The 23,922-nt window shown below is 71.0% G+C and carries 18 protein-coding genes; 7 read left to right on the top strand and 11 right to left on the bottom strand.

Going from position 1 to position 23,922, the window contains the following annotated elements; all coding sequences use genetic code 11:
- Positions 1 to 109: 109 nt before the first annotated feature.
- The gene (locus ACWV17_RS07095; RefSeq protein ID WP_455358938.1) at positions 110 to 1,453 is read right to left on the bottom strand and encodes a UDP-glucose dehydrogenase family protein; all 1,344 of its coding nucleotides are present in this window, start codon (positions 1,451 to 1,453) and stop codon (positions 110 to 112) included.
- A 175-nt stretch (positions 1,454 to 1,628) separates the two neighbouring features.
- On the opposite strand from ACWV17_RS07095, the gene ACWV17_RS07090 reads away from it, so the two are divergent.
- Positions 1,629 to 2,786 carry an acyl-CoA dehydrogenase gene (locus ACWV17_RS07090; protein ID WP_455358937.1) on the top strand — a complete coding sequence of 386 codons (1,158 nt, stop codon included), beginning with the start codon at positions 1,629 to 1,631 and terminating at the stop codon, positions 2,784 to 2,786.
- 73 nt (positions 2,787 to 2,859) lie between these two features.
- Here ACWV17_RS07090 and ACWV17_RS07085 read toward each other — a convergent pair whose 3' ends face one another.
- Together ACWV17_RS07085 and ACWV17_RS07080 are read right to left on the bottom strand one after the other, a co-directional pair.
- A complete protein-coding gene (locus tag ACWV17_RS07085) occupies positions 2,860 to 5,574 on the bottom strand; it encodes a SpoIIE family protein phosphatase (protein WP_455358936.1) in 2,715 nt (904 codons plus the stop codon).
- Positions 5,575 to 5,713: 139 nt separating this feature from the next.
- A complete protein-coding gene (locus tag ACWV17_RS07080) occupies positions 5,714 to 6,973 on the bottom strand; it encodes an LCP family protein (protein ID WP_455358935.1) in 1,260 nt (419 codons plus the stop codon).
- 107 nt (positions 6,974 to 7,080) lie between these two features.
- Here ACWV17_RS07080 and ACWV17_RS07075 point away from each other — a divergent pair, with 107 nt between their 5' ends.
- Positions 7,081 to 7,605: an acyl-CoA thioesterase gene (locus ACWV17_RS07075; RefSeq protein WP_455351446.1), complete on the top strand. Its 525-nt coding sequence runs from the start codon at positions 7,081 to 7,083 to the stop codon at positions 7,603 to 7,605.
- 67 nt (positions 7,606 to 7,672) lie between these two features.
- On the opposite strand, the gene ACWV17_RS07070 is transcribed toward ACWV17_RS07075, so the two are convergent.
- Positions 7,673 to 9,139: an LCP family protein gene (locus tag ACWV17_RS07070; RefSeq protein WP_455358934.1), complete on the bottom strand. Its 1,467-nt coding sequence runs from the start codon at positions 9,137 to 9,139 to the stop codon at positions 7,673 to 7,675.
- A 193-nt stretch (positions 9,140 to 9,332) separates the two neighbouring features.
- Here ACWV17_RS07070 and ACWV17_RS07065 point away from each other — a divergent pair, with 193 nt between their 5' ends.
- Positions 9,333 to 10,379 (top strand): glycosyltransferase family 2 protein, encoded by a 1,047-nt coding sequence (locus ACWV17_RS07065; RefSeq protein ID WP_455358933.1) that lies wholly within the window; start codon positions 9,333 to 9,335, stop codon positions 10,377 to 10,379.
- 325 nt (positions 10,380 to 10,704) lie between these two features.
- Here ACWV17_RS07065 and ACWV17_RS07060 read toward each other — a convergent pair whose 3' ends face one another.
- The 4 genes from ACWV17_RS07060 to ACWV17_RS07045 form a co-directional block, all read right to left on the bottom strand.
- Positions 10,705 to 12,360 carry an LCP family protein gene (locus tag ACWV17_RS07060; RefSeq protein WP_455358932.1) on the bottom strand — a complete coding sequence of 552 codons (1,656 nt, stop codon included), beginning with the start codon at positions 12,358 to 12,360 and terminating at the stop codon, positions 10,705 to 10,707.
- Between the two features lie 57 nt (positions 12,361 to 12,417).
- Positions 12,418 to 14,163, bottom strand: coding sequence for an LCP family protein (locus ACWV17_RS07055; protein ID WP_455358931.1), 1,746 nt, complete (start codon positions 14,161 to 14,163; stop codon positions 12,418 to 12,420).
- Positions 14,164 to 14,350: 187 nt separating this feature from the next.
- Positions 14,351 to 15,586 carry an LCP family glycopolymer transferase gene (locus ACWV17_RS07050; protein WP_455351451.1) on the bottom strand — a complete coding sequence of 412 codons (1,236 nt, stop codon included), beginning with the start codon at positions 15,584 to 15,586 and terminating at the stop codon, positions 14,351 to 14,353.
- Positions 15,587 to 15,743: 157 nt separating this feature from the next.
- Entirely contained in the window at positions 15,744 to 16,496 is a 753-nt protein-coding gene (locus ACWV17_RS07045; RefSeq protein WP_455358930.1) for a TIGR03089 family protein, read from the bottom strand.
- Between the two features lie 127 nt (positions 16,497 to 16,623).
- On the opposite strand from ACWV17_RS07045, the gene ACWV17_RS07040 reads away from it, so the two are divergent.
- The 3 genes from ACWV17_RS07040 (at position 16,624) to ACWV17_RS07030 (ending at position 20,164) form a co-directional block, all read left to right on the top strand.
- Positions 16,624 to 17,985: an N-acetylmuramoyl-L-alanine amidase gene (locus tag ACWV17_RS07040; protein ID WP_455358929.1), complete on the top strand. Its 1,362-nt coding sequence runs from the start codon at positions 16,624 to 16,626 to the stop codon at positions 17,983 to 17,985.
- Positions 17,986 to 18,051: 66 nt separating this feature from the next.
- Entirely contained in the window at positions 18,052 to 19,143 is a 1,092-nt protein-coding gene (locus ACWV17_RS07035; RefSeq protein WP_455358928.1) for a sugar phosphate nucleotidyltransferase, read from the top strand.
- A gap of 10 nt (positions 19,144 to 19,153) precedes the next feature.
- Positions 19,154 to 20,164, top strand: a complete 1,011-nt coding sequence (locus ACWV17_RS07030; RefSeq protein WP_455358927.1) for a DNA-3-methyladenine glycosylase family protein — start codon at positions 19,154 to 19,156, stop codon at positions 20,162 to 20,164.
- A 114-nt stretch (positions 20,165 to 20,278) separates the two neighbouring features.
- Here the strand turns inward: ACWV17_RS07030 and ACWV17_RS07025 are convergent, their stop codons facing one another.
- From ACWV17_RS07025 to ACWV17_RS07015, 3 genes are read right to left on the bottom strand one after another with little or no spacing between them, the layout of a single operon-like run.
- Positions 20,279 to 21,598, bottom strand: a complete 1,320-nt coding sequence (locus ACWV17_RS07025; protein WP_455358926.1) for a coenzyme F420-0:L-glutamate ligase — start codon at positions 21,596 to 21,598, stop codon at positions 20,279 to 20,281.
- Positions 21,595 to 22,575, bottom strand: coding sequence for a 2-phospho-L-lactate transferase (gene cofD, locus ACWV17_RS07020; protein WP_455358925.1), 981 nt, complete (start codon positions 22,573 to 22,575; stop codon positions 21,595 to 21,597). Before cofD ends, ACWV17_RS07025 begins: the two co-directional genes overlap by 4 nt.
- Before the next feature lie 13 nt (positions 22,576 to 22,588).
- Positions 22,589 to 23,089 carry a cysteine dioxygenase gene (locus ACWV17_RS07015; protein ID WP_455358924.1) on the bottom strand — a complete coding sequence of 167 codons (501 nt, stop codon included), beginning with the start codon at positions 23,087 to 23,089 and terminating at the stop codon, positions 22,589 to 22,591.
- A 550-nt stretch (positions 23,090 to 23,639) separates the two neighbouring features.
- On the opposite strand from ACWV17_RS07015, the gene ACWV17_RS07010 reads away from it, so the two are divergent.
- Complete coding sequence (locus ACWV17_RS07010) at positions 23,640 to 23,903, top strand: WhiB family transcriptional regulator (RefSeq protein ID WP_119102212.1); 264 nt, start codon at positions 23,640 to 23,642, stop codon at positions 23,901 to 23,903.
- The last annotated feature ends 19 nt before the right edge of the window (positions 23,904 to 23,922 follow it).

The raw sequence follows: 23,922 nt of genomic DNA, 5'->3' as shown, positions 1-23,922 counted from the left end.
TGCGCCCGCGTTCGGCGGGGGACGCCTTCAGCAGGCCGTACGGCTGCGCCCGCGTTCGGCGGGGGACGCCTTCGGCCGTGCGGCTGTGCCCGCGCCGGGCCAAGTGCGGCTACGCCTTCGGGCGGCCCATCGCCCGGTACGTCCAGCCCGCCTCGCGCCAGCGCACCGCGTCCAGCGCGTTGCGGCCGTCCAGGATCAGCCGCTCCGCGACCACCTCGCCCAGCTCCGCCGGGTCCAGCTCGCGGAACTCGCGCCACTCCGTCAGGTGCAGCACCACATCCGCGCCCTTGGCCGCCTCCAGCGCCGTGTCCGCGTACCCCAGCGTGGGGAAGAGGCGCCGCGCGTTGTCCATGCCCTTCGGGTCGTACACCATCACCTGGCCGCCCTGGAGATGGATCTGCCCGGCGACGTTCAGCGCCGGCGAGTCCCGTACGTCGTCCGAGTCGGGCTTGAACGTCGCGCCCAGCACCGCCACCCGCTTGCCCAGGAAGCCGCCGCCGCCGAGCGCGTCGCGGGCGAGCTCGACCATGTGCCCGCGCCGGCGCATGTTGATCGAGTCGACCTCGCGCAGGAACGTCAGCGCCTGGTCCGCGCCCAGCTCACCCGCGCGTGCCATGAACGCGCGGATGTCCTTCGGCAGGCAGCCGCCTCCGAAGCCGATCCCGGCCCGCAGGAACTTCGAGCCGATGCGCTCGTCGTACCCGATCGCCTCGGCCAGCTTCGCCACGTCACCGTCCGCCGCCTCGCACACCTCGGCCATGGCGTTGATGAACGAGATCTTGGTGGCCAGGAACGAGTTCGCAGAGGTCTTCACCAGCTCTGCCGTGGGGAAGTCCGTCACCACGAACGGCGAACCCTCCCCGACCGGAGACGCGTACACCTCGCGCAGCAGCTTCTCGGCCCGCTCGCTCTCGACGCCCACCACGATCCGGTCCGGGTGCAGCGTGTCCTGTACGGCGAAGCCCTCGCGCAGGAACTCCGGGTTCCACGCCAGCTCGGCCCCCGCGCCCGCCGGAGCCAGCTCGGCCAGCCGCGCCGCGAGCCGGGCCGCGCTGCCGACCGGCACGGTCGACTTGCCCACGACCAGCGCCGCCCGCCGCAGCTGCGGCGCCAGCGACTCGAAGGCGGCGTCGACGTAACTCATGTCGCACGCGTACTCCCCCTGCTTCTGCGGGGTGTTCACGCACACGAAGTGCACGTCGCCGAACTCGCCGACCTCCTCCCACGACGTCGTGAAGCGCAGCCGCCCGCTCGATCCCTCGAACCCCTCGACGTGCTTGCGCAGCAGCTCCTCGAGCCCCGGCTCGTACATCGGGACCCGGCCGGCGGCGAGCATCTCGATCTTCTCGGGGACGACGTCCAGCCCGAGCACCTCGAAGCCCAGCTCGGCCATCGCCGCGGCGTGCGTGGCGCCGAGGTAGCCGGTGCCGATCACGGTGATCTTGAGGGCCATGTGGTGCTCCAGTGGGATGCGGTCAGGCGTGCGCGCCCGAGCATAGTCGGGCATTTTCCGGGGATCTCTCCCCGTGACTTCCGTCGCTGTCGCCAAACTCACGTAGGCGACGGCCGCCGGTCCGTCTAAAATTGGGTTACTTAACGGTAGTTAGCATTCTGGGGAGTGAGAAACCTTGGCGGGTTCGGAAGACTTCGACCTGTACCGCCCGGCCGAAGAGCACGACATGCTCCGCGAAACCGTCCGCTCCCTCGCCGAGGCGAAGATCGCACCGTTCGCCGCGGAGGTCGACGAACAGGGCCGCTTCCCGCAGGAGGCGCTGGACGCCCTCGTCTCCTCCGACCTGCACGCGGTGCACGTACCGGAGTCCTTTGGCGGCGCGGGCGCCGACGCCCTCGCGACCGTGATCGTCATCGAGGAGGTGGCCCGCGTCTGTGCGTCCTCCTCCCTGATCCCGGCCGTCAACAAGCTGGGCTCGCTGCCGGTGATCCTCTCCGGCTCCGAGGACCTCCAGAAGAGGTACCTGGCCCCGCTCGCGGCGGGCGACGCGATGTTCTCGTACTGCCTCTCCGAGCCGGACGCCGGCTCGGACGCGGCGGGCATGAGGACCAAGGCGGTCCGGGACGGCGACACTTACGTCCTCAACGGCGTGAAGCGCTGGATCACCAACGCGGGTGTCAGCGAGTACTACACGGTGATGGCCGTCACCGACCCCACCAAGCGCTCCAAGGGCATCAGCGCGTTCGTGGTCGAGAAGTCCGACGAGGGCGTCTCCTTCGGCGCCCCGGAGCGGAAGCTCGGCATCAAGGGCTCCCCGACCCGCGAGGTCTACCTCGACAACGTCCGGATCCCCGCCGACCGCATGATCGGCGAGGAGGGCACCGGCTTCGCCACGGCGATGAAGACCCTGGACCACACCCGCATCACCATCGCGGCCCAGGCCCTCGGCATCGCCCAGGGCGCGCTGGACTACGCCAAGGGCTACGTCCAGGAGCGCAAGCAGTTCGGCAAGCCGATCGCCGACTTCCAGGGCGTGCAGTTCATGCTCGCGGACATGGCGATGAAGCTGGAGGCGGCCCGCCAGCTCACCTACGCGGCGGCGGCCAAGTCGGAGCGCGGGGACGCGGACCTGACGTTCTTCGGCGCGGCCGCGAAGTGCTACGCCTCGGACGCGGCGATGGAGATCACCACGGACGCGGTCCAGCTCCTGGGCGGCTACGGCTACACGCGCGACTACCCGGTGGAGCGCATGATGCGCGACGCGAAAATCACGCAGATTTACGAGGGCACGAACCAGGTCCAGCGCATCGTGATGGCCAGGAACCTGCCGTAGCAGGACCTCCCCGCCTCGCTCGAACCGTACGGCCCCCGGCAGGCAAGCGCTGCCGGGGGCCGTTCGTACGCTGCTACTGCTCGGCCCAGATGACCTTGCCGCGCGACGTGTAGCGGGTTCCCCACCGCCGGGCCATCTGGGCGACGAGGAACAGGCCGCGTCCGCCTTCGTCGGTGGCGTCCGCCTGACGGAGGTGGGGGGAGGTGCTGCTGCCGTCGGAGACCTCGCAGATGAGCGTCCGGTCGCGCAGCAGCCGCACCCCGACCGGCTCCTTGCCGTAGCGGATGGCATTGGTGAGCAGCTCGCTGAGGATCAGTTCTGTGGTGAAGGCGGCCTCCTCCATGCCCCAGTCGGCCAGCTTCCGGACGGCCTCGGCGCGCAGGCGGGAGACGACGGCCGGATCGGAGGGGAGATCGTCCCAGCGGGCGATGGAGCGGGGGTCCATGGTGCGGGTGCGGACGGCGAGCAGGGTCACGTCGTCATCGCCGGGCCCGTCCGGCACCAGGGCGTCGGTCACGGCCTGGCAGGTGTGCTCGAGTGAGCCGCGTCCGGACCGGGCGAGGACGCCGTGCAGGTTCTGCAGTCCGGTACCCATGCCGCGTTTCCGGTCGCTGATGAGGCCGTCGGTGTAGAGGATGAGCCGGCTGTTCTCCGGCAGGACGAGTTCGGCGCTCTCGAAGGGGAAGCCACCCAGCCCGAGCGGTGGCCCCGCCGGCAGCTCGGGGCAGCTGACGGCGCCGCCGGGGTCGATGAGCGCGGGCGGAGGGTGCCCGGCCCGGGCGAGCGTGCAGCGGCCGGACGTCGGGTCGTAGACGGCGTACAGGCAGGTGGCCCCGATGACGCCGTCACCCCATTCGCCGCCCTCTTCCCGGTCGATTCGGTCGACCAGGGCGTCCAGGTGCGCCAGCAGCTCGTCCGGCTCCAGGTCGAAAGCCGCGAAGTTGTGCACCGCTGTGCGCAGGCGGCCCATGGTGGCCGCCGCATGAACGCCGCGACCGACGACGTCGCCGACGACGAGGGCGACGCGGGCCCCCGACAGCGGGATGACGTCGAACCAGTCCCCGCCCGCTCCGGCCTGCGCGGGCAGATAGCGATGGGCGACATCGAGGGCGTTCTGTCCGGGAAGGCCGCGGGGCAGCAGACTGCGCTGCAGTGTCAGGGCCATGGTGCGCTCACGGGTGTAGCGGCGCGCGTTGTCGATACTCACCGCGGCGCGGCCGGCGAGCTCCTCGGCCAGGAACACGTCGTCGTCCTCGAAGGCGGCCGAGGTTCCGGCGCGGTAGAAGCTCGCCACGCCCAGGACGGCTCCACGGGCCACCACGGGCGCGGCGATCAGGGACCGGACGCCCCGCTCGGTGAACGTGTCCGCGCGCACGGACTCCTGCGCCGACCACCCGGACGCGGTGGTCAGGTCCGCCACCAGTACCGCGCTCGCCCCGGGGGCCAGGCAGTTGGCCTGGGGCGTGGTGGCGGCCGGCGTGATCCGCTCACCCACGGGGAAGAATCCGCGGTCCTCCCCGATGCCGTGGGAGGCCGTACGACGCAGCGGCGCGCCGGCCGCGGCGGGCTCGCCTCCCTCGAGCACGGAGTCGTACAGGTCCACGCTCACGTGGTCGGCGAAGCGCGGGACGGTCACCTCGGCCAGTTCTCCGGCGGTACGGGTCACGTCCAGGGTGGTTCCGATGCGGACGCCTGCCTCGCTCAGCAGCTCCAGGCGCTGCCGCGCCACGACGGCGTACCTGCCCACGGCCGGCTCGCCGACGGCCAGCGGCCAGCGGTACGCGGGAGCCGCGGCACCCGCGCCCGCGCCCGCACCCGCGGGCGCCGCAGCCGCCGGAGGCCCCTGCGGGCCGACGGCCAGGTGCTCCTGCGGCGGGCCACCCGGGAGGAGCGCTTCGACGACGACTCCCTCGAACGGATCGCCCACCGGGCGGGCCACGAGTGTGACCACCCGGCCGTGGGAGAGGGCGACCTCGATGGCCGCTTTGCGGCCCGAGGCGATCAGGGGGGCGGCCATCTCCTGGAGGAGGAGATGGTCACAGCGGGCAAAGTGGCTGTCCGGCGGGGGAGTGGCGCCGAGGTACGAGCCCGTGACGGGTACGGCGGGCCTCCCCTCACGGTCCACGCGCACGTACGCCTCCAGCAGCGCGCGCTCACGCTCCGCGCTCTGCTCCAGCAGCCGTCGTTCGACAGCGAGGGCCGCGGTGCGCATGACCGCGTCCGCAGCCAGGCTGAAATCCGTGGAAGGACAGGAGAGGTCGAGGACTCCGACGATGCTCCCGCTGAGCGGGTGGCGTATCGGAACGGAGATGCAGCTCAGCCCATTCAGGAGCTCGGCGAAGTGCTCATGGCCGCGGACATGGGCGGGACGCCTTCCCGCCAGCGCGACGCCGACGCCGTTCGTGCCGGCGAACCGCTCGGCGAGAGTGAAACCAGGACCGCGCCGTTGGGCTTCGATGGAGCGAGCCAACTGCGGATGACCGGCCTCGCGGCGCAGTACAAAGCCCTGCGCGTCGGTGAGCGCCACGCTCGCCCACGTGCCGGCGATGCGGCCCTGCAGCCTGTCGAGCACGGGATCGGCCGCACGCAGGAGGGCATCGGCGTGGTCGAGATCCGCCTGGTAGGGGGGCTCCAGGTGATCAGGTGCGAGGCCCAGGGCCCGGCAGCGCTGCCACGAGGCGAGAACCGGACTTCGCACACCACCCGTGACCTGCTCGCCCGCCAGGAACCGCTCCCGGAGGCCCACGATGAACCTGCCGCCATCCCCGCCGTCGACCACTTGGATCACCTGCCTAGCGGCGCTCTTCCTGACTCCCGGGACGTCCGCAAGGACGAAAAAAGAGGACGAATGCTGCCACAAGGATACGTTCGGACCCTGCCTCTCACAGGGGTGGTGGTTTCCTGGCGGCCCGGGCAGCAGCTCCTCGTCACTGCGACTCGACGGTGACCTTCTCGTCGTTCTTGAGCTGCTGCACCAGCTGCTGCACCTTGGCCTTGTCCCAGACCAGGTTGCCGTTCCTGGTGCCCGAGACCGGCATGTTCATGGACTTGCCGTCGCCGCCCGTGACGCCCTTCATCGCGAAGAACATCTGGCCCAGGTCGAACAGGCTCATGTCCTTGTCGACGATGAGCGTGTCCAGGCCGGCGCCCATGGTCGGGTAGAGCTTGAAGGGGTTCAGGATCGTGCCCGGCGTCGCCGTCTGGCTCGCCAGGGCGGCCAGGAACTTCTGCTGGTTCTTCGTGCGGTCCAGGTCGCTGCCCTCGAACGCGTAGCGGGTCCGGACGAAGGCCAGGGACTGCTCGCCGTCGAGGGTCTGCCTGCCGGCCTGGAAGTCGGCGCCGGAGTTCTTGTCCTTGAACGCCTTGGGGATGTCCATCTCCACGCCGCCCATCGCGTCCACGATGTTGGCGAAGCCGGCGAACCCGATCTCGACGTAGTGGTCGATGCGCAGGCCGGTGTTGTGCTCGACGGTACGGACGAGGAGCTCGGGGCCGTCCTCCGAGTACGCCGCGTTCAGCTTGACCTGCCGGCCCTGCGCGGGGAACAGCTTCCCGGAGTCCGAGCCGCGGAAGGACGGTATTTCCACGTTCGAGTCACGCGGCAGCGATATCAGGGTCGGCCCGTTGCTGCCGTCGTGGAGGATCATCATCGAGTCGGTGCGCTTGCCCTCGGCGGAGCCCGTCCGGAGTCTCTTCTTGTCCTCGTCGGACATGCCCTCGCGGCTGTCGGACCCCACGATCAGGTAGTTCGTGCCGTCGCCCTCGCCCGGCCGCTCGATGACCTTGGAGAGATCCACCTCACGCTTGAGCTTGGAGTCGGCCCAGAAGTACGTACCGACGGAGACCGCGAGCAGCACGACGAGCAGCGTCGTCGCGCCCACCTTGATGCGGCGGCGCCAGTCGGGCGCGGCCTGGGCGGTGCGCGGCGGGCGGCCGCCGCCGGCGCGGTTGCCGCCGCCGTAAACCTGGCCCTGGCTGTAGCCGCCGCCGTCGCCGTCGTAGTAGTCGTCGTACCCCTGCGACTGCTGCGGCGGGACGCCCGGCACCGGCGGTGCGGCGGACGGCCCGGGCGCGGGCCTGCGCTGAACGTGCCGCATGGACCGGGCGCCCTCCGGCCGCGCGCTCGCGCTGCCGCGGCCGTACCCGTCGCTGCGGTTGTCGGTCCATCCGTCGGGCCAGTCATTCATGCGGACAAGGATGCATGCCGCGCCGTGCCCTCTGACAGGGCGGGTGGGAATTAGGGGCCGGGCTGTTGCAGAGATGATGCAATCCGGGCGGACTTAAGGTGGTGACCATGACAGATCTTCCCGGTAAGCCCACCTCAGCTTCACGTACCACCCTGTCGCACATCATGACCGGCAGTGACACCAACCTCCTCGGTACGGTGCACGGCGGCGTGATCATGAAGCTGGTGGACGACGCCGCGGGCGCGGTGGCCGGGCGGCATTCCGGTGGCCCCGCGGTCACCGCGTCCATGGACGAGATGGTGTTTCTGGAGCCGGTCAGGGTCGGTGACCTGGTTCATGTGAAGGCGCAGGTCAACTGGACCGGCCGGTCCTCGATGGAGGTCGGCGTCCGGGTCCTGGCGGAGCGCTGGAACGAGTCCACGCCGGCCACACAGGTCGGCACCGCGTACCTGGTGTTCGCCGCGGTCGACGCGGACGGCAAGCCACGGACCGTACCGCCGGTGGTCCCGGAGACCGAGCGCGACGAGCGGCGCTACCAGGAGGCGCAGATCCGGCGTACGCACCGGCTCGCCCGGCGGCGGGCGATCAAGGAGCTGCGGGAGAAGCGGTCCGCCGAGGGCTTCGACGACTGAGCGGCCCCTGCGGTTGGGCAGCCCCGGCGTTTGAGCTGCCCTGACGGCGGCCCCGCGCCCCGACGCCCTACGGGCAGATGACCTGGTCGCCCGTGACGACCCCGAACTCGCCCTCGTACGCATCGTCGGCCCGCACCGGCGTGACCTTCGTGAAATCCGTTCCGGCCGTCACCCGCAGCGTCGGCCCCAGCCCCTTCACCGGGCGCAGCTGCGCCCCCGGCAGCGCGACGGCCAGCGACCGCGCCGAGCGGTTCCAGCGCGGGTCATACGACACGACCGTGCGCCGCACATCCTGGCGCGCGGCGTTGCCGGGCGTGCCGGTGGTGTTGAAGCCGGTGGCCTTCAGGGCCCGGTCGATGCGGCCGCCGAGGCCGTCGACGGCCGTGCCGTTCTCGATGTGTACACGGATCTGCCGCGGCGGGACGTCGACGGGTGCCGCCGGCTGCCGCTGCGGCCGGTGCGGGGCGAGCGGCCGGTCGTCGCGCAGCGCGCTGAAGAGTCGCGTCGCCTTCTCCTCGTCCCATTTGATGGTCGAGCCGATGCCCTTGACCGGATACGAGGCATCACCGACCGGTACGGACGTGAACTCCGACGACGACGGACTGAAGCCGCGCATCGCCTGCCCCAGGGCGAGCATCTGCTGCATGCCGAAGTCCTCGTCGGCGCGGACCGAGCCGAGCACGGTGGCGGAGACCTGCCGGAACTTCACCGGGTTGAACAGGACTCCGGTGCTGGTCACGCGGGAGATGAGCGCGGCGAGGAAGCGCTGCTGGCGCTGCATGCGGCCGAGGTCGGCGGCGCCGTCGATGTGCCGGGAGCGGACGTACTGCAGAGCCTGGCCGCCGGTCAGCTGGTGGTTGCCGGCGGGCAGGCTCAGCCCGGTGTACGCGTCCTTCATCGGCCGGACCGTGCAGATCTCCACCCCGCCGACCGCGTCGACGGTCTTCATGAAGCTGGTGAAGTCGATCTCCAGATAGTGGTCGATCTTCACCTTGGTCATGTGCTCGACCGTGCGCACCGTCAGCGTGGGCCCGCCCTCCGCGTACGCGGCGTTGAGCCGCACCGGATGGGCCTCGTGCTGCTTGCCGCTGGTCAGATCGGTGTGCGCGGGCACCTCCGCGTAGCTGTCCCGGGGCAGGCTCACGATGCTCGCGCGCTCCCGGTCCTCCGAGATGTGCACCAGCATGACGGTGTCGGTGCAGTGGCAGGGCGCGCCCCCGAGCCGGTACTGCTTCTTCTCCGCTTCCGTGATCTTGTCCCGGGCGTCGGTCCCCACGAGCAGTACGTTCATGCCGTGGCCGGCCTCGGGCCGGTTCTTCATGTCCTTGAAGGGGTCGACCCGCTCGATTCCCGTGTCCAGCCCGGTCATCACCGCGTGCCCGATCGCCCCGGATCCCAGCACCACGACGGAGAGTGTCGTCGCCATCCGCATGCCCCACCGCGGCCCCTCGCGGCGCCTGCGTGGCCCCCGCCGTGGAGCGTTCCGGTGCGGGTGGGGCTGCCGGGAGCCGGGGGAGCGGTGCGGCTGGGGCACGTGGGACACCTCCGCTGGCGGCAAGGGGGGACCGTGAGCACGGTAGGCCCATACGATCTGCGACAGCGGGTGGCGCCCGGTCGGCGCGCGACCGTGTCCCCCGTTCGCGGTAACGTGAACCCGCTACCGCTGTCTCCCGGGGCTGTGACATCAGCGGCTCACGCCGCGGGCCCCCGGACCCCCGAAGGACCACATGCCCCAGCACCCCGCAGTTTCGGTGATCATGCCGGTGCTCAACGAGGAACGCCACCTGAGGAGCTCCGTCCAGCACATCCTGGAGCAGGAGTACGAGGGCGAGATGGAGGTGGTGATCGCGCTCGGGCCGTCCACGGACCGCACCGACGAGATCGCCGCCGAGCTGGTGCGCGAGACGGCCGCCCACGGGCGGGCCCGCGTCCACACCGTCCCGAACCCGACCGGCCGTACCCCGGCCGCGCTCAACGCCGCCATCAAGGCGTCCCGGCACCCGGTCGTGGTGCGGGTCGACGGGCACGGCATGCTCTCGCCGGACTACATCGCGACCGCCGTGAGGCTGCTGGAGGAGACCGGCGCGCAGAACGTCGGCGGCATCATGCACGCCGAGGGCGAGAACGACTGGGAGCACGCGGTCGCCGCCGCGATGACCTCGAAGATCGGCGTCGGCAACGCGGCCTTCCACACGGGCGGCCAGGCCGGTCCCGCGGACACCGTGTATCTGGGTGTCTTCCGCCGCGAGGCGCTGGAGCAGCAGGGCGGGTACAACGAGGAGTTCATCCGCGCCCAGGACTGGGAGCTGAACTTCCGCATCCGCGAGGCCGGCGGGCTGATCTGGTTCTCGCCGGAGCTGAAGGTCCAGTACCGGCCGCGCCCGAGCGTCAGGGCGCTCGCGAAGCAGTACAAGGACTACGGCCGTTGGCGCCATGTCGTCGCCCGTTACCACTCCGGCTCGATCAACCTGCGTTACCTCGCGCCGCCGACGGCGGTCTGCGCGATCGCCGCAGGCGCGCTGCTGGGTGCGACCGTCACTCCGTGGGGCTTCGTCGTCCCGGCCGGCTACCTCGCCGCGATCGTGGCCGGGTCGGTCCCGGCGGGCAAGGGCCTGCCGCTGAAGGCGCGGGCGCGGATCCCGGTGGCCCTGGCCACCATGCACATGTCGTGGGGGTACGGCTTCCTGACCAGCCCCCGCGCGCTGGCGCGGAAGGTCATCGCGAGCCGCCGCCCGGCGGTCCGGCCGGCCGCTGCCGGCTCGACGACGACGTAGCGCCGCACGTACCCGCAGCACGCCCTAAGGGGCCCCGCGTGCGGGGCCCCTTAGGGCCTGTCCGGCGGATCTTGGCCGGGGCCACGACGCTCCCCCAGCTACCGCTGGGAGGTGCCCCCAGGCACGGCACCTCGCCGCGTTGCCGAAATGCCCGAATAGCTCCGCTATTAGGGCACTCCGGCGCCTTGCGATGCAGCTCCGCATCGAAGGGCCGGGAAAAGAGCGGAGACGGAGCGAAGCGCAGTGCACCAGACGCCGCGTCCTATCCGGCCCTGATCCGCCGGACAGGCCCTAGCCGTACGTCATGTCGTGCTGCTCGTGCTCGCTACCAGCTGAAGTTCTTGTCGACCTGCATGCACTTCTTGTCCTCACCGTTGAGCGCGCGGGCCGTCGCGGGTGCCTTGCCGTCGTCGGTGGCCGACGGCTTGGGGAACGTGTTCCCCGTACGCCAGTCCGCGCCCACGGTCAGCGTGACGCCCGACACGTCGGTCGACCGCTGCACCGCGGTGAGCGGCAGCCCGAGGACCTTGGCGACCGCCTGGGCGTCGCCCTCCAGGTCACTGCTGGGGAAGCGGATCACGGTCTTGTCCTCGGCCGCGTACTGGGTGTCGGCCTTGGCCGCGGTGAAGCCCTTACCGGTGAGCACGTCCTTCACCGCGCCCGCCCGGCCCTTCTGGCGGGCCTGAGTGCCGTCCGTACCGCTGGTGCCGTTGCGTACGAGTACGGCGATCTCGCCCACGGGGGCGGCCGGGTCCTTGGACGCGGGTGCGGCGGGCTTCTTCTTGGCGGGGGCCTTGCCGTCCAGCGGGATGTCGTCGCGGACCATCTGGAACAGCTTTTCCGCGTCGCCCGGCTTGGGTTCGACCCGGTTGCGGTCCGACGGGGACGGGATCCAGGGCATGGTGGTCATGGTGATGCGTTCCGTGGGGACCTTCTTGAGCTCCATGCTCAGGTCGAACAGCTTGTCGATCTTGTTGAGGCCTTCGTCGACGACCATCGCCCTGATCGCCGCCTGGGCGAGGCTGTTCAGCTTGGTGGGGTTGCTGAGCTTGGCGTTCTCGCGGAACTGACGGGCCATCGAGTTCATGTACATGTGCTGCCCGTGGGTACGGGCGAGGTCGGTGCCGTCCTCGAAGCCGTACCGGGTCCGCAGCCACTGCAGTGCCTGCTCGCCCTGGATGTTGGTGGTGCCCGCCTTCAGCTTCAGCCCGGAGCCGCGCCCCTGGCTGTCACGGGAGTGGATGTTGTCGGTGACGCAGACGGGAACGCCGCCTATGGCGTCGGCCATCGAGACCACACCGGCGAAGTCGATCATCATGAAGTGGTCGATCGGAATTCCGGTCAGCTCGTGCCAGGCGGCCACCGTGCAGCCGGGCCCGCCCCGGCCGAGAGACTCGTTGGTGATCCGCCGGCCAACGGTGGCCGGGTAGACCTTGCCGGTCTTCCGGTCGGTGCACTTGGGCATCTTGATCAGGGTGTCGCGCGGCATGCTGATCACGGAGATGTTGCTGCGGTCCGCGGAGACGTGCAGCAGCATCTGGACGTCCGCGAGCGGAGGGCCGCCGAAGGTCTCCCGGGCGCCGCCCAGGTCCTGGTTCGCCTTGGTGTCACGGGCGTCGGAGCCGATGAGCAGGATGTTCAGCGGAGTCTGGCCGAAGGCGTTGGGCCTGGACCTGCCCATGTCCTTGTCGCCGAGGTTCAGGTCATCCGTCTGGATGCTGTTGTTGAGATGGCGGTAGTACAGGTATCCGGCGGCGGCCGTCCCGAGTATGAGCAGCGAGAGTACGGCCGCGGCCCAGCGAAGTATGCGCGATCTGCCGCGACGCCGCCGCCGCGCGACCTGCTGCCTCCGGCCGCCCCCCGCGGCCGCGGAGGCTCTTTCCGGGTCTCCGCCCTCGCGGATGCCTTCGTCCCGGCCGGCGTCGTGGGCCTGCTCCCCGCGCGGGGGCGCCCCCTCCCTCTGCACGCTGCTCTGCGTCACTTGTTTCCCCCTGATATCAAGCTTTGTGTCAGTTGTGCTGGGTCCGCCGGGCCGGCGTCACTTGGAGCACACCGCCTTGTCGGCCTGGACCTGCTGAATGTCCTTGGGCGCCTTCGACGGGCCGCTGATCGGGATGCCCGCGCCCTCGAAGTCCTCGCCCAGCGTGAGTGTCATGGGCGTGGTCGAGGCGACTTCCGTGCTGCCGGGCTTCAGCGCAGAGCCGGCCAGGCCCATCATGTCGGCGAGGGCGCGCGCCTGGTCGGCCTGGTTCGGTGCGTACTCCAGCGTGGTCTTCTTCAGCTTCGCGGGGGCGTTGCCCAGGTTGCTGGACTTGAGTACGCCCTGTTCGTTCTGCAGCCAGGTGAGCGTGGTCTGCGCGGAGAAGGGCGGGCCGCCGCCGTTGTACACGTCGACCCGTACGTCGGCGGGTTCGGCGCGATCCCCCTTGAGCAGCGCGTCCTGCTTGCTCTTGGCCGCCTTCTCCTTCTTCTTCACCTCGGTCAGCGAGGTGTCGGAGCGCATCATCGCGAGCAGCGGTTCGGCCTTGCTCTTGTTGACGACGACCGTCGCCTTGACCGTCTCGGCCGGGTTGTCGATCACCGGCAGTGTGGTGAAGGTGACGTTCTTGGGGTCGACCTTGGCGAGTTCCTGGGCCAGCCCGGCGAGCTCCTTGATGCCCCCTATGGTGTCGTCGACCGTCAGCGCCTTGGTGCCGGCCTCCGCCAGGTCCATCAGCTTCCCGGGGCTGGTGAGGGTGTCCTCCGACTTCATCTTGCGGATGAGCGAGCTCAGGAACTGCTGCTGGGTCTGGATCCGGTCGAGGTCGCTCTCGTTGCCGAAGCTGTGCCGGGTGCGTACGAAGGCGAGGGCCTGCTCGCCCGCGATGGTGTGCGTGCCCTTGGTCAGCTTCAGCTTGGAGTCCGGGTCGTTGACGTCCTTGGCGACACAGACCTCGACCCCGCCGACCGCGGTGGTCAGCGTCTTGATGGCGTTGAAGTCGGCCATCATGAAGTTGTCGACCGTGAGTCCGGTGAGTTCCTTGACCGTCCGCATGGTGCAGCCCGGGTCGCGGCCCGACTGACCGAGGCTGGTGTTGAAGCGCACGCCGCGCTCGCCGGGGACGACCTTCTCGCTGCCGTCCTCCTGCCGGGTCGGGCAGTCCGGGATGTCGGTGATCAGGTCGCGGGGGATGGAGAGCGCGGTCGCGTTCGTCCGGTCCTTGGAGACGTGGAAGAGGATCGTGGTGTCGGCGTGGCCGGGGCTGTTCTTGTCGCCGTAGCCGTCATTGCCGCTGCCGGTCCGCTTGTCGGTGCCGATGAGCAGGATGTTGACGGCCTCGTCCTTCTTGTAGCCGCCGCTGCCCGCGTTGCCGATACCGATCGTGTTGATGTTGCCGTCGAGGTGCTTGTAGTAGAGGTACAGCCCCAGGGAGCTGCCCACCAGTACGAACGCCATGGCGCCACCGGTGATCAGCAGCGCTTTCTTCTTGCGCGACTTCTCCTGCCTGCGCCTGCGGCTCGGCCGGCTTCCCGGCGGCGGCCCGTCACCACGGCGGGGCCCCGGCACCGTGCGCCGCGGCGGCGTCGTGGTCCTGCCGCGCGGGACCGCCTCTCCGGAGCCCGAGCCCGAGGTGGTTCTGCCGGAGGGGGCGGCGGGGGCGGAGGGTGCTCTGCGAGGCCGCGCGACGGACGGCTGCCCTGCGGAGCGGTCCGGTCGCAGTTCGTAATTGCCGGTGTCGGGGTTGAGCACCCACTGGTCTGCGGGGTCGATTTCGTCCGCCCGCCCACGGCCTTGCGCATCCACGGTTGTTTGAGTCCTCCGTCGGGTGCCACGCGAAACGCCTCCCCCCAGGCGCTCGGTCTTACGGTCCGGCAGTGCACGGCCTCAGGGCCGGGTTCGCCGGATCGCTCACACTATCCGCCCAGTTCAGCGTCCAGCCATGCTGGTGACAAATTCCACTCCCCTACAACCGGGCAATCCGCCCAATCCGCTACCGGCAGGTACCGGCCGCCGCCGTGGTGCCCCTGAAAGTGGGCGCCGGACTCGCTGAACGAGTGGCCTCGCCGCTCGGTTCCTCGGTGAAATCCCCGTTGCCCTCTGCCTCTTCCTCCTCGTCGGTGCCGGACGGGGCCACGTTCAGCGGATGGTCCAGGCGCAGATGCTTGAAGAGGCGCGTCGCCGCCGGTTCCTTGAGTTCGTCCCGGTTCGGATCGTTACGGTACGACTGGCGAGGGACCGTAAGGAACTGCACCTTTTCGGTGGGGATGTCGCGCATGCCGCGTACGAGCCCGTACAGATCGCGCAGGCTGTCCAGGCCGGGGTCGGTCGTGATCGACGAGGTCGCGGCGTCCAGGACCGGATAGAGCTTGGTCGGATTGAGCAGCACGCCGTTGCTCTGAACCTTCTTGACGAGCGAGCCGAGGAACTGCTGCTGGCGGTCCATCCGTTCGGTGTCGCTGCCGTCACCGAGGCTCTTGCGGGCGCGGACGAACCCCAGGGCCTGCTCGCCGCGCAGGGTGTGCCGGCCGGCGGCCAGCCTGAGGTGCGCGTCCTTGTCGTTGATCGGTTTCCGGAGGCAGATCTCGACGCCGTCGACCGCGTCGACCATCTTCTTGAAGCCGCGGAAGTCGATCACCATGTGGTGGTCGACGCGGATGCCGGTGAGCCGTTCGACCGTACGGATGGTGCAGGCCGCACCGCCGTACTCGAACGACCAGTTGAACTGGGCGAACCGCTCCCGGGAGCGGGTCCCGTCCGGCTGCCGGCAGCTGGGGATCTCCACCATCAGGTCGCGCGGGATCGAGACGGCCGTCGCGCTCTGCCGGTTCGAGGCCAGGTGCAGCAGGATCGTGGTGTCCGAGTGCTGGGTGCCGATGTCGCGGCCGTACTTGGCGTTGCCCTTGCCGGCGCGGGTGTCGGAGCCGATGAGCAGGATGTTCTGCGCCCCGCGCACGGCGAGCGCGGGGCGCTCCTTCTCGTACCTCTCCAACTCCGCGGCGGCGTCGGTGTCGGTCCTGATGTTGTCGTCGAGCTCGCGGTACAGCCACCAGGCGACTCCGGCCCCGGCGAGGACGACGAGGGCGGTGGCGAGGGCGGCCCAACGCAGCAGGTAACGCCTGCGGTTGGCCTGGGCGGAAGTGACCGCGTCGGGCGGCTCGTCCCCGGGACCGGCCGGGTGGTCCCGTTCGGGGGGCGTGCCAGCGCTGTCGGTCACGTCTGCGTCCATCCCTCAAGGAGTCGGCGGCGCACCGGCCGCCTGTTCGCAGGGGTGGACAGCCGGAAGTCGCGGTTGGTTGTGCCTACCGTCGATCATGTACGGGTATCGCCGCTCAGGCCCGCACGCTCGGCAGCCGGTGCGCCCAGAAGGGTGGACTTCGACACCCCTAGAGCACCGTGCCGGTGACCCGCTCGCTCTCGACGCGCTTCTCGAGCCCGCCCTCCGGAAGTTGGCCGAGATTGCGGCACAGCACCACCGACCCGCCGGCCGCCAGCGGCGCGAACAGCCCCGCCGAGAGCCCCTCCCAGCTGTCGTACGCCAGGCCCGACAGCAGCCGGGAGCCGGGGCCGAGGCCCTGCGCCGCCGCGTCGGCGCGGGCGGTCTCGACCACCTGTGCGCCGGTGAGTTGCTCCCCCTGGACGGACAGCGCCACCGCGTCCGGGTCGACCGACGCGTACGGCGCGAAGCGGTCGCCCTGCGCCGGTACCTCGACCGCGTAGTCCATGAAACCGGCCGGTGGCTGCGGGAAGCGGCCGCCCAGGGGGCGCAGGGCGAGCGCCACGCGCTCACCGCCGCAGGCGCGCGCCTCCTCCAGGGCGTCGGGGCCGCTGACGACCAGATCGGCCTGCGCGGGGAAACCGCCCACGTCGGCGACCACGCCCACCGAGGAGCAGGCGAGCAGCCAGACGGCGGTCTGCCAGTGCGCGGGCAGCAGCAGCGCCAGCCGGTCGCCCGGCTCGGCGCCGAGGTCTCCCTGGAGCAGGTTGGCGGTCTTGGCCACCCAATTGGAGAAGGTGGCCACGGACAGTTCGACGCGCTCGCCCGTCGCGTCGTCGTAGAAGGTGACGAGCGGGCGGGCGGGATCCGCGGCGAGCGCGGATCGCAGCAGGTCGGCGGGGGTGCGATCAGTGGCGTTCACCCGCGCAAGGGTACGCGGGCGGGCCGCGCGCGGTCGGCCGTACGGGGGAGCGGCGAGGCGGCCCGGGCCGATGGACCGTCAACTCTCCAATGGACAGGTTTGTCTGATTATGTACAGCATCGGATACATGCGTGGATTCCTTGCTTCCTCGATCGGCGTCGCGTGTTCCGCCGCACTGGCACTCCCGCTCGCCCCCCAGCCCTTAGACCCCCTGGCCGCGGTCCCCGCGGCCGCCGCCGAAGCGGCGGTGCCCGGCTCCACCCAGTCCCTGCCCCTGGCACCACTCGGCCCCGCGGCCGACCGGACCGGGGGTGGCTCCGGTGCCGCGAGGCAGGGTCTGCCGGCGCGTGCCGTACGGACGTTCTCACTGGTCGGGGTCGTCTGGGACGACGCGAGCGCGGAACTGCGCGGCAGTGTGCAGGTACGCACCCGGGCCACCGGCACCACCGTCTGGTCCGGCTGGCAGCACCTGGAGACGCACAACCACGACCACGCGGCCGACCCCCGGACGGGCGAAGGCACCTCGGACCGGGTGCGGGGCAGCACGGCCCCGCTGTGGGTCGGCCGCTCCGACGGCATCGAGGTACGCGTCCGGGCGGACGCCGCCGTCGCGGGGGCCGGGTCGGACCGTAGCGCCGCACCCGCGCCCCTCCCCCCGGGGATGAGGGTCGAGCTCGTCGACCCGGGCGACACCGAGCCGCTGAGTGGTGCTCAGGCCGACGTCCCGGGCTACCCGGGCCTCACCGCGGAGGCCGCCGCCAGCTCCGCCGCCAACGCCTCGCTCGCCCCCATCGGCGCCGACGAGATCCCGGCGCGCGGCAAGGCGGAGTCGCAGGCCGACGTGCACCTCGCGGGCGACGCCGCAGCCGCGGCGGCCCGCCCGTACATCGGACCCCGTCCGCGCATCGTCACGCGCAAGGGCTGGGGCGCCGACGAGAAGCTCAGGCAGCGGGACTTCGTCTACACCAAGAAGGTGAAGGCGGCCTTCGTGCACCACAGCGCGTCGGGCAACAACTACCCGTGCTCGCAGGCTTCCTCGGTCCTTCGCAGTATCTACCGCTACCACGTCAAGAGCAGTGGCTGGCGCGACATCGGCTACAACTTCGCCGTCGACAAGTGCGGAAACATCTACGAAGGGAGGGCGGGAGGCGTGGCCAAGCCGGTCCTCGGAGCACACACTCTCGGTTTCAACAGCAACAGCATGGGCATCGCCGTCCTCGGCAGCTTCGGCGACACGGCCCCGCCCAAGGCGGCCGTGGACGCCGTGGCCCGCCTGACCGCCTGGAAGCTCGGCCTGCACGCGGCCAACCCGCTCGGCAAGACGACCCTCACGTCGGGCGGCGGGAACCTCTACAAGAAGGGCCGGAAAGTCAGACTCAACGTCATCTCCGGGCACCGGGACGGATTCGTCACCGAATGCCCCGGAACCCGCCTCTACAAGAAGCTCGGCAAGGCCCGGACCGCGTCTGCCGAGTACCAGGGCAGATGACCGGGACGCTTTGCATACACTGGCCGCCCACCCGGGCCGGCCCCAGCAGGAAGCAGAGATGACAAGGTGACTCAAGCGCCAGAAGCGATCCTCCTGGTAGGCGGCAAAGGCACACGGCTGCGCCCGCTCACGGTGAACACCCCCAAACCGATGGTCCCGGCGGCCGGTGTGCCCTTCCTCACCCACCAACTGGCTCGCGCACGGGCGGCGGGCGTCGAGCACATCGTGCTCGCCACCTCCTATCTGGCGGAGGTCTTCGAGCCGCACTTCGGTGACGGGTCCTCACTCGGGCTGCACCTGGAGTACGTCACCGAGGACGAGCCGCTCGGCACCGGGGGCGCCATCCGCAACGTCGCCTCCCGGCTGCACTCCGGACCCGACGACCCGGTCCTCATCTTCAACGGCGACATCCTCACGGGCCTCGACATCCGCGGACTCGTCTCCACCCACCAGTCCTCCGGCGCCGATGTCTCCCTCCACCTGACCCGGGTCGAGGACCCTCGCGCCTTCGGCCTGGTGCCGACCGACTCCACCGGCCGGGTCACGGCGTTCCTGGAGAAGCCGCAGACTCCCGAGGAGATCGTCACCGACCAGATCAACGCGGGCGCGTACGTCTTCCGCCGCTCCGTCATCGACGCCATCCCGGCCGGCCGGCCCGTCTCCGTCGAGCGCGAGACGTTTCCCGGCCTTCTCGACTCCGGCGCCCATCTCCAGGGCATGGTCGACTCCACCTACTGGCTGGACCTGGGCACCCCGCAGGCCTTCGTCCGTGGCTCCGCCGACCTCGTCATGGGCCGCGCCCCGTCGCCGGCCGTCCCCGGCCGGTGCGGCGACCGGCTCGTCCTGGGCGGCGCGAGCGTCGCACCGGACGCCAAGCTCACCGGCGGTACGGTCATCGGCGCCGGCGCGGAGATCGGCGCGGGTGCCCGGATCGACGGCAGTACGGTCCTGGCCGGCGCGGTCGTCGAGCCCGGGGCGGAGGTGTCCGGCTCGCTGATCGGCGCGGGCGCCCGTATCGGAGCCCGTACGGTCCTGTCCGGCGCGGTCATCGGCGACGGCGCGGTGGTGGGGGCCGACAACGAGTTCCGCGACGGCGTCCGCGTCTGGTGCGACGCCGTTCTCCCCGCGGGTGCGGTGCGGTTCTCCTCCGACCAGTAGCCTCTTCAGGGTGGCAGGACGCTTCGTACCTCAGCAGCGCGTGACCCGCACCGGTGTACGGGGCGGGCACGTCGCCGTCCGCGCCGGGGTTCCGGCGCCCGCGCGGCCGGCCGCCGCCCTGTCCCGGCGCTGGACCCCGCCGGGCCCCCTCGACCTCGGGCTGGTCCTCGGCCCGCTGCGGCGGGGACCGGGCGACCCCACGTTCCGTACGACTCCGGACGGCTCGGTCTGGCGGGCGAGCCGTACCCCCGCCGGCCCGGGCACGCTCCGGGTCGCGGCGCGGGACGGGGCCGTGGCCGCCGAGGCCTGGGGCCCCGGGGCGCAGTGGCTGCTGGACGGTCTGCCCGCGCTGCTGGGCGAGTCCGACGATCCGTCGGCGTTCGCCCCCCGGCACCTCCTGGTCGCCGAGTCGCACCGCCGCCGGCCGGGCCTGCGGCTGTGCCGCACCGGCCTGGTGCTGGAGTCGCTGATCCCCTCGATCCTTGAGCAGAAGGTCACCACGGACGAGGCGTACCGTGCCTGGCGCCTGCTGGTCCGTTCGTACGGCGACCCGGCTCCCGGCCCGGCGCCCGAGCGGATGTACGCCATGCCGGACGCCCGCACCTGGGCGATGATCCCCTCGTGGGAGTGGCACCGCGCGGGCGTGGACCACAAGCGCTCGGCGACGGTCATGCGCGCGGTCCGGGTCGCCCGGCGACTGGAGGAGGCCGCGGCCATGGCCCCCGAGGCGGCGGCGGCCCGGCTGGAGCTGATCCCCGGCATCGGGCCCTGGACCTCGGCCGAGACGGTCCAGCGCTCCAACGGCGCCCCCGACGCCGTCACGGTCGGCGACGTCCACCTCCCCGGCATCGTCGGCCATGCCCTGGCGGGCGAACGGGACGCGGACGACGACAGGATGCTGGAACTGCTCGCCCCCTACGCGGGCCAGCGTCACCGCGCGGCCCGCCTGATCTTGCTGAGCGGCCGCACCCCGGCGCGCCGGAAGCCGAAGATGCCCCGCTGGGACATCGCGAAGCTCTGAAGGTCGGCGGCGACCAGCCTGCGCGCCATGCCACTTCACGACGTGCTGGCGGCCCGGCTGGCCGAGCCCGGCTCCTGGCCCGCCTGAGAACTCCTCGGTGGGCGGGCGGCACGCCTACCGCACTGCGATGAAGTCCCCCGGCTCCCGGCCCGGCCGGTCCTTCGGCGGGGCCGCCGGGTGGCCCACGGCCACCGCTCCCATCGGGTCCCAGCCGGCCGGGAGGTCCAGGACGTCCCGTACGACATCGCGGCAGAACATCGTGGACGAGACCCACGCCGAGCCGAGCCGCTCGCCGGCCAGCGCCACCAGGAAGTTCTGGACGCCCGCTCCCGCCGCGACCACGAACATCTCGCGCTCGGCCGCGTTGCGCCGGTCGTCGCGGTAGGTGTGCGAGCCGTCCATGACCAGGCACGGGACGGCCAAGTAGGGCGCCCGGCGCAGCACTTCGCCGCGGCGCACCCGCTTCGCGACCGACTCCTCGGTGAAGCCGTCGCCGCGCAGGTCCGCGATCCACGCGTCCCGCATCGCGTCGAGCAGCCGGGTACGGGACTCCGCCGACTCCAGGAGTACGAACCGCCACGGCGTGGTGTGGTGCGGCGCGGGCGCCGTGAGCGCCGCCGCGACAGCGCGGCGCACCGCGCCCGGGTCCACCGGCTCGTCGGTGAACTCCCGCACCGTGCGCCGCAGGGCCACCGCTTCGCGTACCGCCTCGGACGTACCGGCGCGGAACATGTCGTCCGCGGCCGGCCGGACCATGGCCCGGGCACCCGCCAGTGTGTCCGTCACGAGATCGGGGGTGTCCGCCACGAGATGGGGCAGACCGCGGACCACCGCGACCGGCAGTCCGCCGGCCTTGCCCTTGACCAGGTCGCCGGCGGCGGCGAGTTCGTCGGCGGTCGCGACGACGGTCGCGCTCAGCGGATTGCCGTACGTGTCGGTGCCGCCGCGCAGGTCGTCGAGGACCTGGACGCCCGCGGCGCCGATGGCGACATCGGTCAGGCCGTTGCGCCAGGGCCGGCCGAAGGTGTCCGTGACGAGGACGCCGACATTCACGCCGAGCGTGTCCCGCAGCCCGTCCCGGATCGCGCGGGCCGAGGCGTCCGGGTCCAGCGGCAGCAACAGCACAGTGCCCGCAGGGGTGTTGGACGCGTCGACGCCGGCCGCGGCCATGACCAGGCCGAGCCGGTTCTCGACGATGCGCAGGGTGCCGCGCCGCGCGACCACCCGTACCGTCTCGGCGTCGATGGCGGCCTCGCGGTCGGACGCCTCGACGATCCGGCCCTCGGCCTTCGACACGACCTTCGAGGTGACCAGCAGGACGTCGCCGTCGGCCAGGCCGGGCTCCGTGGCGGCGATCAGCTTGGCCAGGTCGTCGCCCGCCCGGACCTCCGGGATCCCCGGCAGCGCCCACACCCGGAAGGACGGCGAGCTCACGCCCGTACCTCCTCGGCCAGCGCCAGCGCCTCGCGGGCCATGGCGGCCGTGGCATCGAGGTCGGTCATCATCAGCGGTACGGCACGGCAGCGGATACCGGCCGACTCGACCGCGTCCACCGCACCGGCGTCCACCGTGTCGACGAGCCAGCCGTCGAGCAGCCCGGAGCCGTAGTGCTGCGCGACCGCCGCGGCCGTCGCCTCGACGCCGACCGCCGCCAGCACCTTGTCGGCCATCCCGCGCACGGGCGCGTCACCGACGATGGGGGAGAGGCCGACGACCGGTACCCCGGCCTCGGCGATGGCCTCGCGGATGCCCGGTACGGCGAGGATGGTGCCCACGCTGACGACGGGGTTGGACGGCGGGAAGAGGATCACGTCCGCCTCCGCGATGGCCTCCAGCACGCCGGGCGCCGGCTTGGCCTGATCCGCGCCGACCGGGACGACCGCGTGCGCCTCGACGGAGGCCCGCAGCCGCACCCAGTACTCCTGGAAGTGGATCGCCCTGCGCTCGCCGGACCCCGCGGCGGAGCCGCTGTCGGGCACAGTGACGGCCACGTGCGTCTCGATCCGGTCGTCGGACATGGGAAGCAGCCGTACGCCGGGCTTCCAGCGGGCGCAGAGCGCCTCGGTGACCGCGCTCAGCGGGTAGCCCGCGCCGAGCATCTGGGTACGGACGATGTGGGTGGCGAAGTCGCGGTCGCCGAGCCCGAACCACTCGGGTCCGACGCCGTACGCCGCGAGTTCCTCCTTGACCCGGAAGCTCTCGTCGGCACGCCCCCAGCCCTGCTCCTCGTTGATGCCGCCGCCGAGCGTGTACATCACGGTGTCGAGGTCGGGACAGACCTTCAGCCCGAACAGATGGATGTCGTCTCCGGTGTTGCCGATGACGGTGATGTCCGCTTCGGGGGCGGCCGACTTCAGACCGCGAAGAAAACGGGCGCCGCCGATGCCGCCAGCCAGAACCACAATGCGCATACGCAGCAGTCTGTCAGGCGACGAAGGCGTCCTGGGCCGCCGGGGAGCACTGGGGGGAGTGCATCGGCATCTCCGTCAGGCCCGGGTAGTAGACGTGCAGGCTGACCGCCGGTTCGAGGGAGTCGTTGACGACCTCGTGGACGTAACCGGGCGCGAAGACCCGCTGCGCGCCGGCGCCGTGGGACCGCGCACCGCGCGCGGTGTGCTCGGTCAGCTCGCCGTCGAGGACGGTGAGTACGCCGGAGGAGCGGCCGTGGTCGTGCATGCCGCTGCCCTGGCCGGGGACCCAGCTCAGCAGCCAGACCTCGTAACCGGGGCCGGTCCGCAGCCGGTGGTACCAGCGGGAGGTGGCGTCGTACTCGACGAGGTGCTCCCACTGCGCCCGGTCGGCGGCGATGGAGCGGGCCAGTCCGGCGAACTCGGCCACGGTGGCCGGGTGCTCGGCAGCGGGCTGGAGAAGGTGCTGTACGGCGAGGATGTCGCCGGCGATCTGAAGGTCACTGTCGCTGTTCATGGTGCGGGGGTTCCTCGGCATGAGTGCAGGGGTGTCGCAGAGATGAAGAGATGAGCTGGAGCGCGGTGGCATCAACAGCTGGAACAGCAACAGCGCGCCTGGACAGCGCTGCGGAACCCACGCTGGGGGGTCCGGGAGTGCGCTGCGGTCGCTGACATGCAGACAAGGAGACCGGACTCCTTCTGCCGTTGTCAACCCAATGTCCGATTGGGGGGAAAACTTTCACCTCATCCGGTTGCTCCTCCGGGAGAAAGGTTTGTGCACACGGTGACCAGGAGAGGTGCGCAGCAACCGCACCCGTAAACGTCGTTGCGGTCTCGTGATCTTGTGCGGGTGAGGGTGACGCGGATGGGCCATTGGCATGTGTCATGGTTTTTGGCGATATGAACACTTTCCGCATAGCCTTGGTTCCGCAGAGTGAATAAGGGGCCCAATAGCAGATCTCGGCTTGACTGGCCCGGATCCACACACTTGTAATTTCACTCGTGTCGTTCAGCCGGATTCGGTAACGGCAACATCACGGGGACGCAAAGACAGACGAGGGGCGCACATGACCGAGCTGTTTCAGGAACTGCTGGTCGACGAGGCGGACGAAGAGCTCGGATGGCAGGAGCGCGCACTGTGCGCCCAGACCGACCCCGAGTCCTTCTTTCCCGAGAAGGGCGGATCGACCCGCGAGGCCAAGAAGGTCTGCCTCGCCTGCGAGGTCCGCTCCGAATGCCTCGAGTACGCCCTCGCCAACGACGAGCGATTCGGCATCTGGGGCGGGCTCTCCGAGCGTGAGCGCCGGAGACTGAAGAAGGCCGCCGTCTGACGCTTTCCGGCGCCGGCGG

The sequence above is a fragment of the Streptomyces mabaensis genome, from assembly GCF_053763515.1.
The sequence above is the reverse complement of the archived record's forward strand: the minus strand, read 5'-3'. Positions and strand labels throughout refer to the sequence as shown.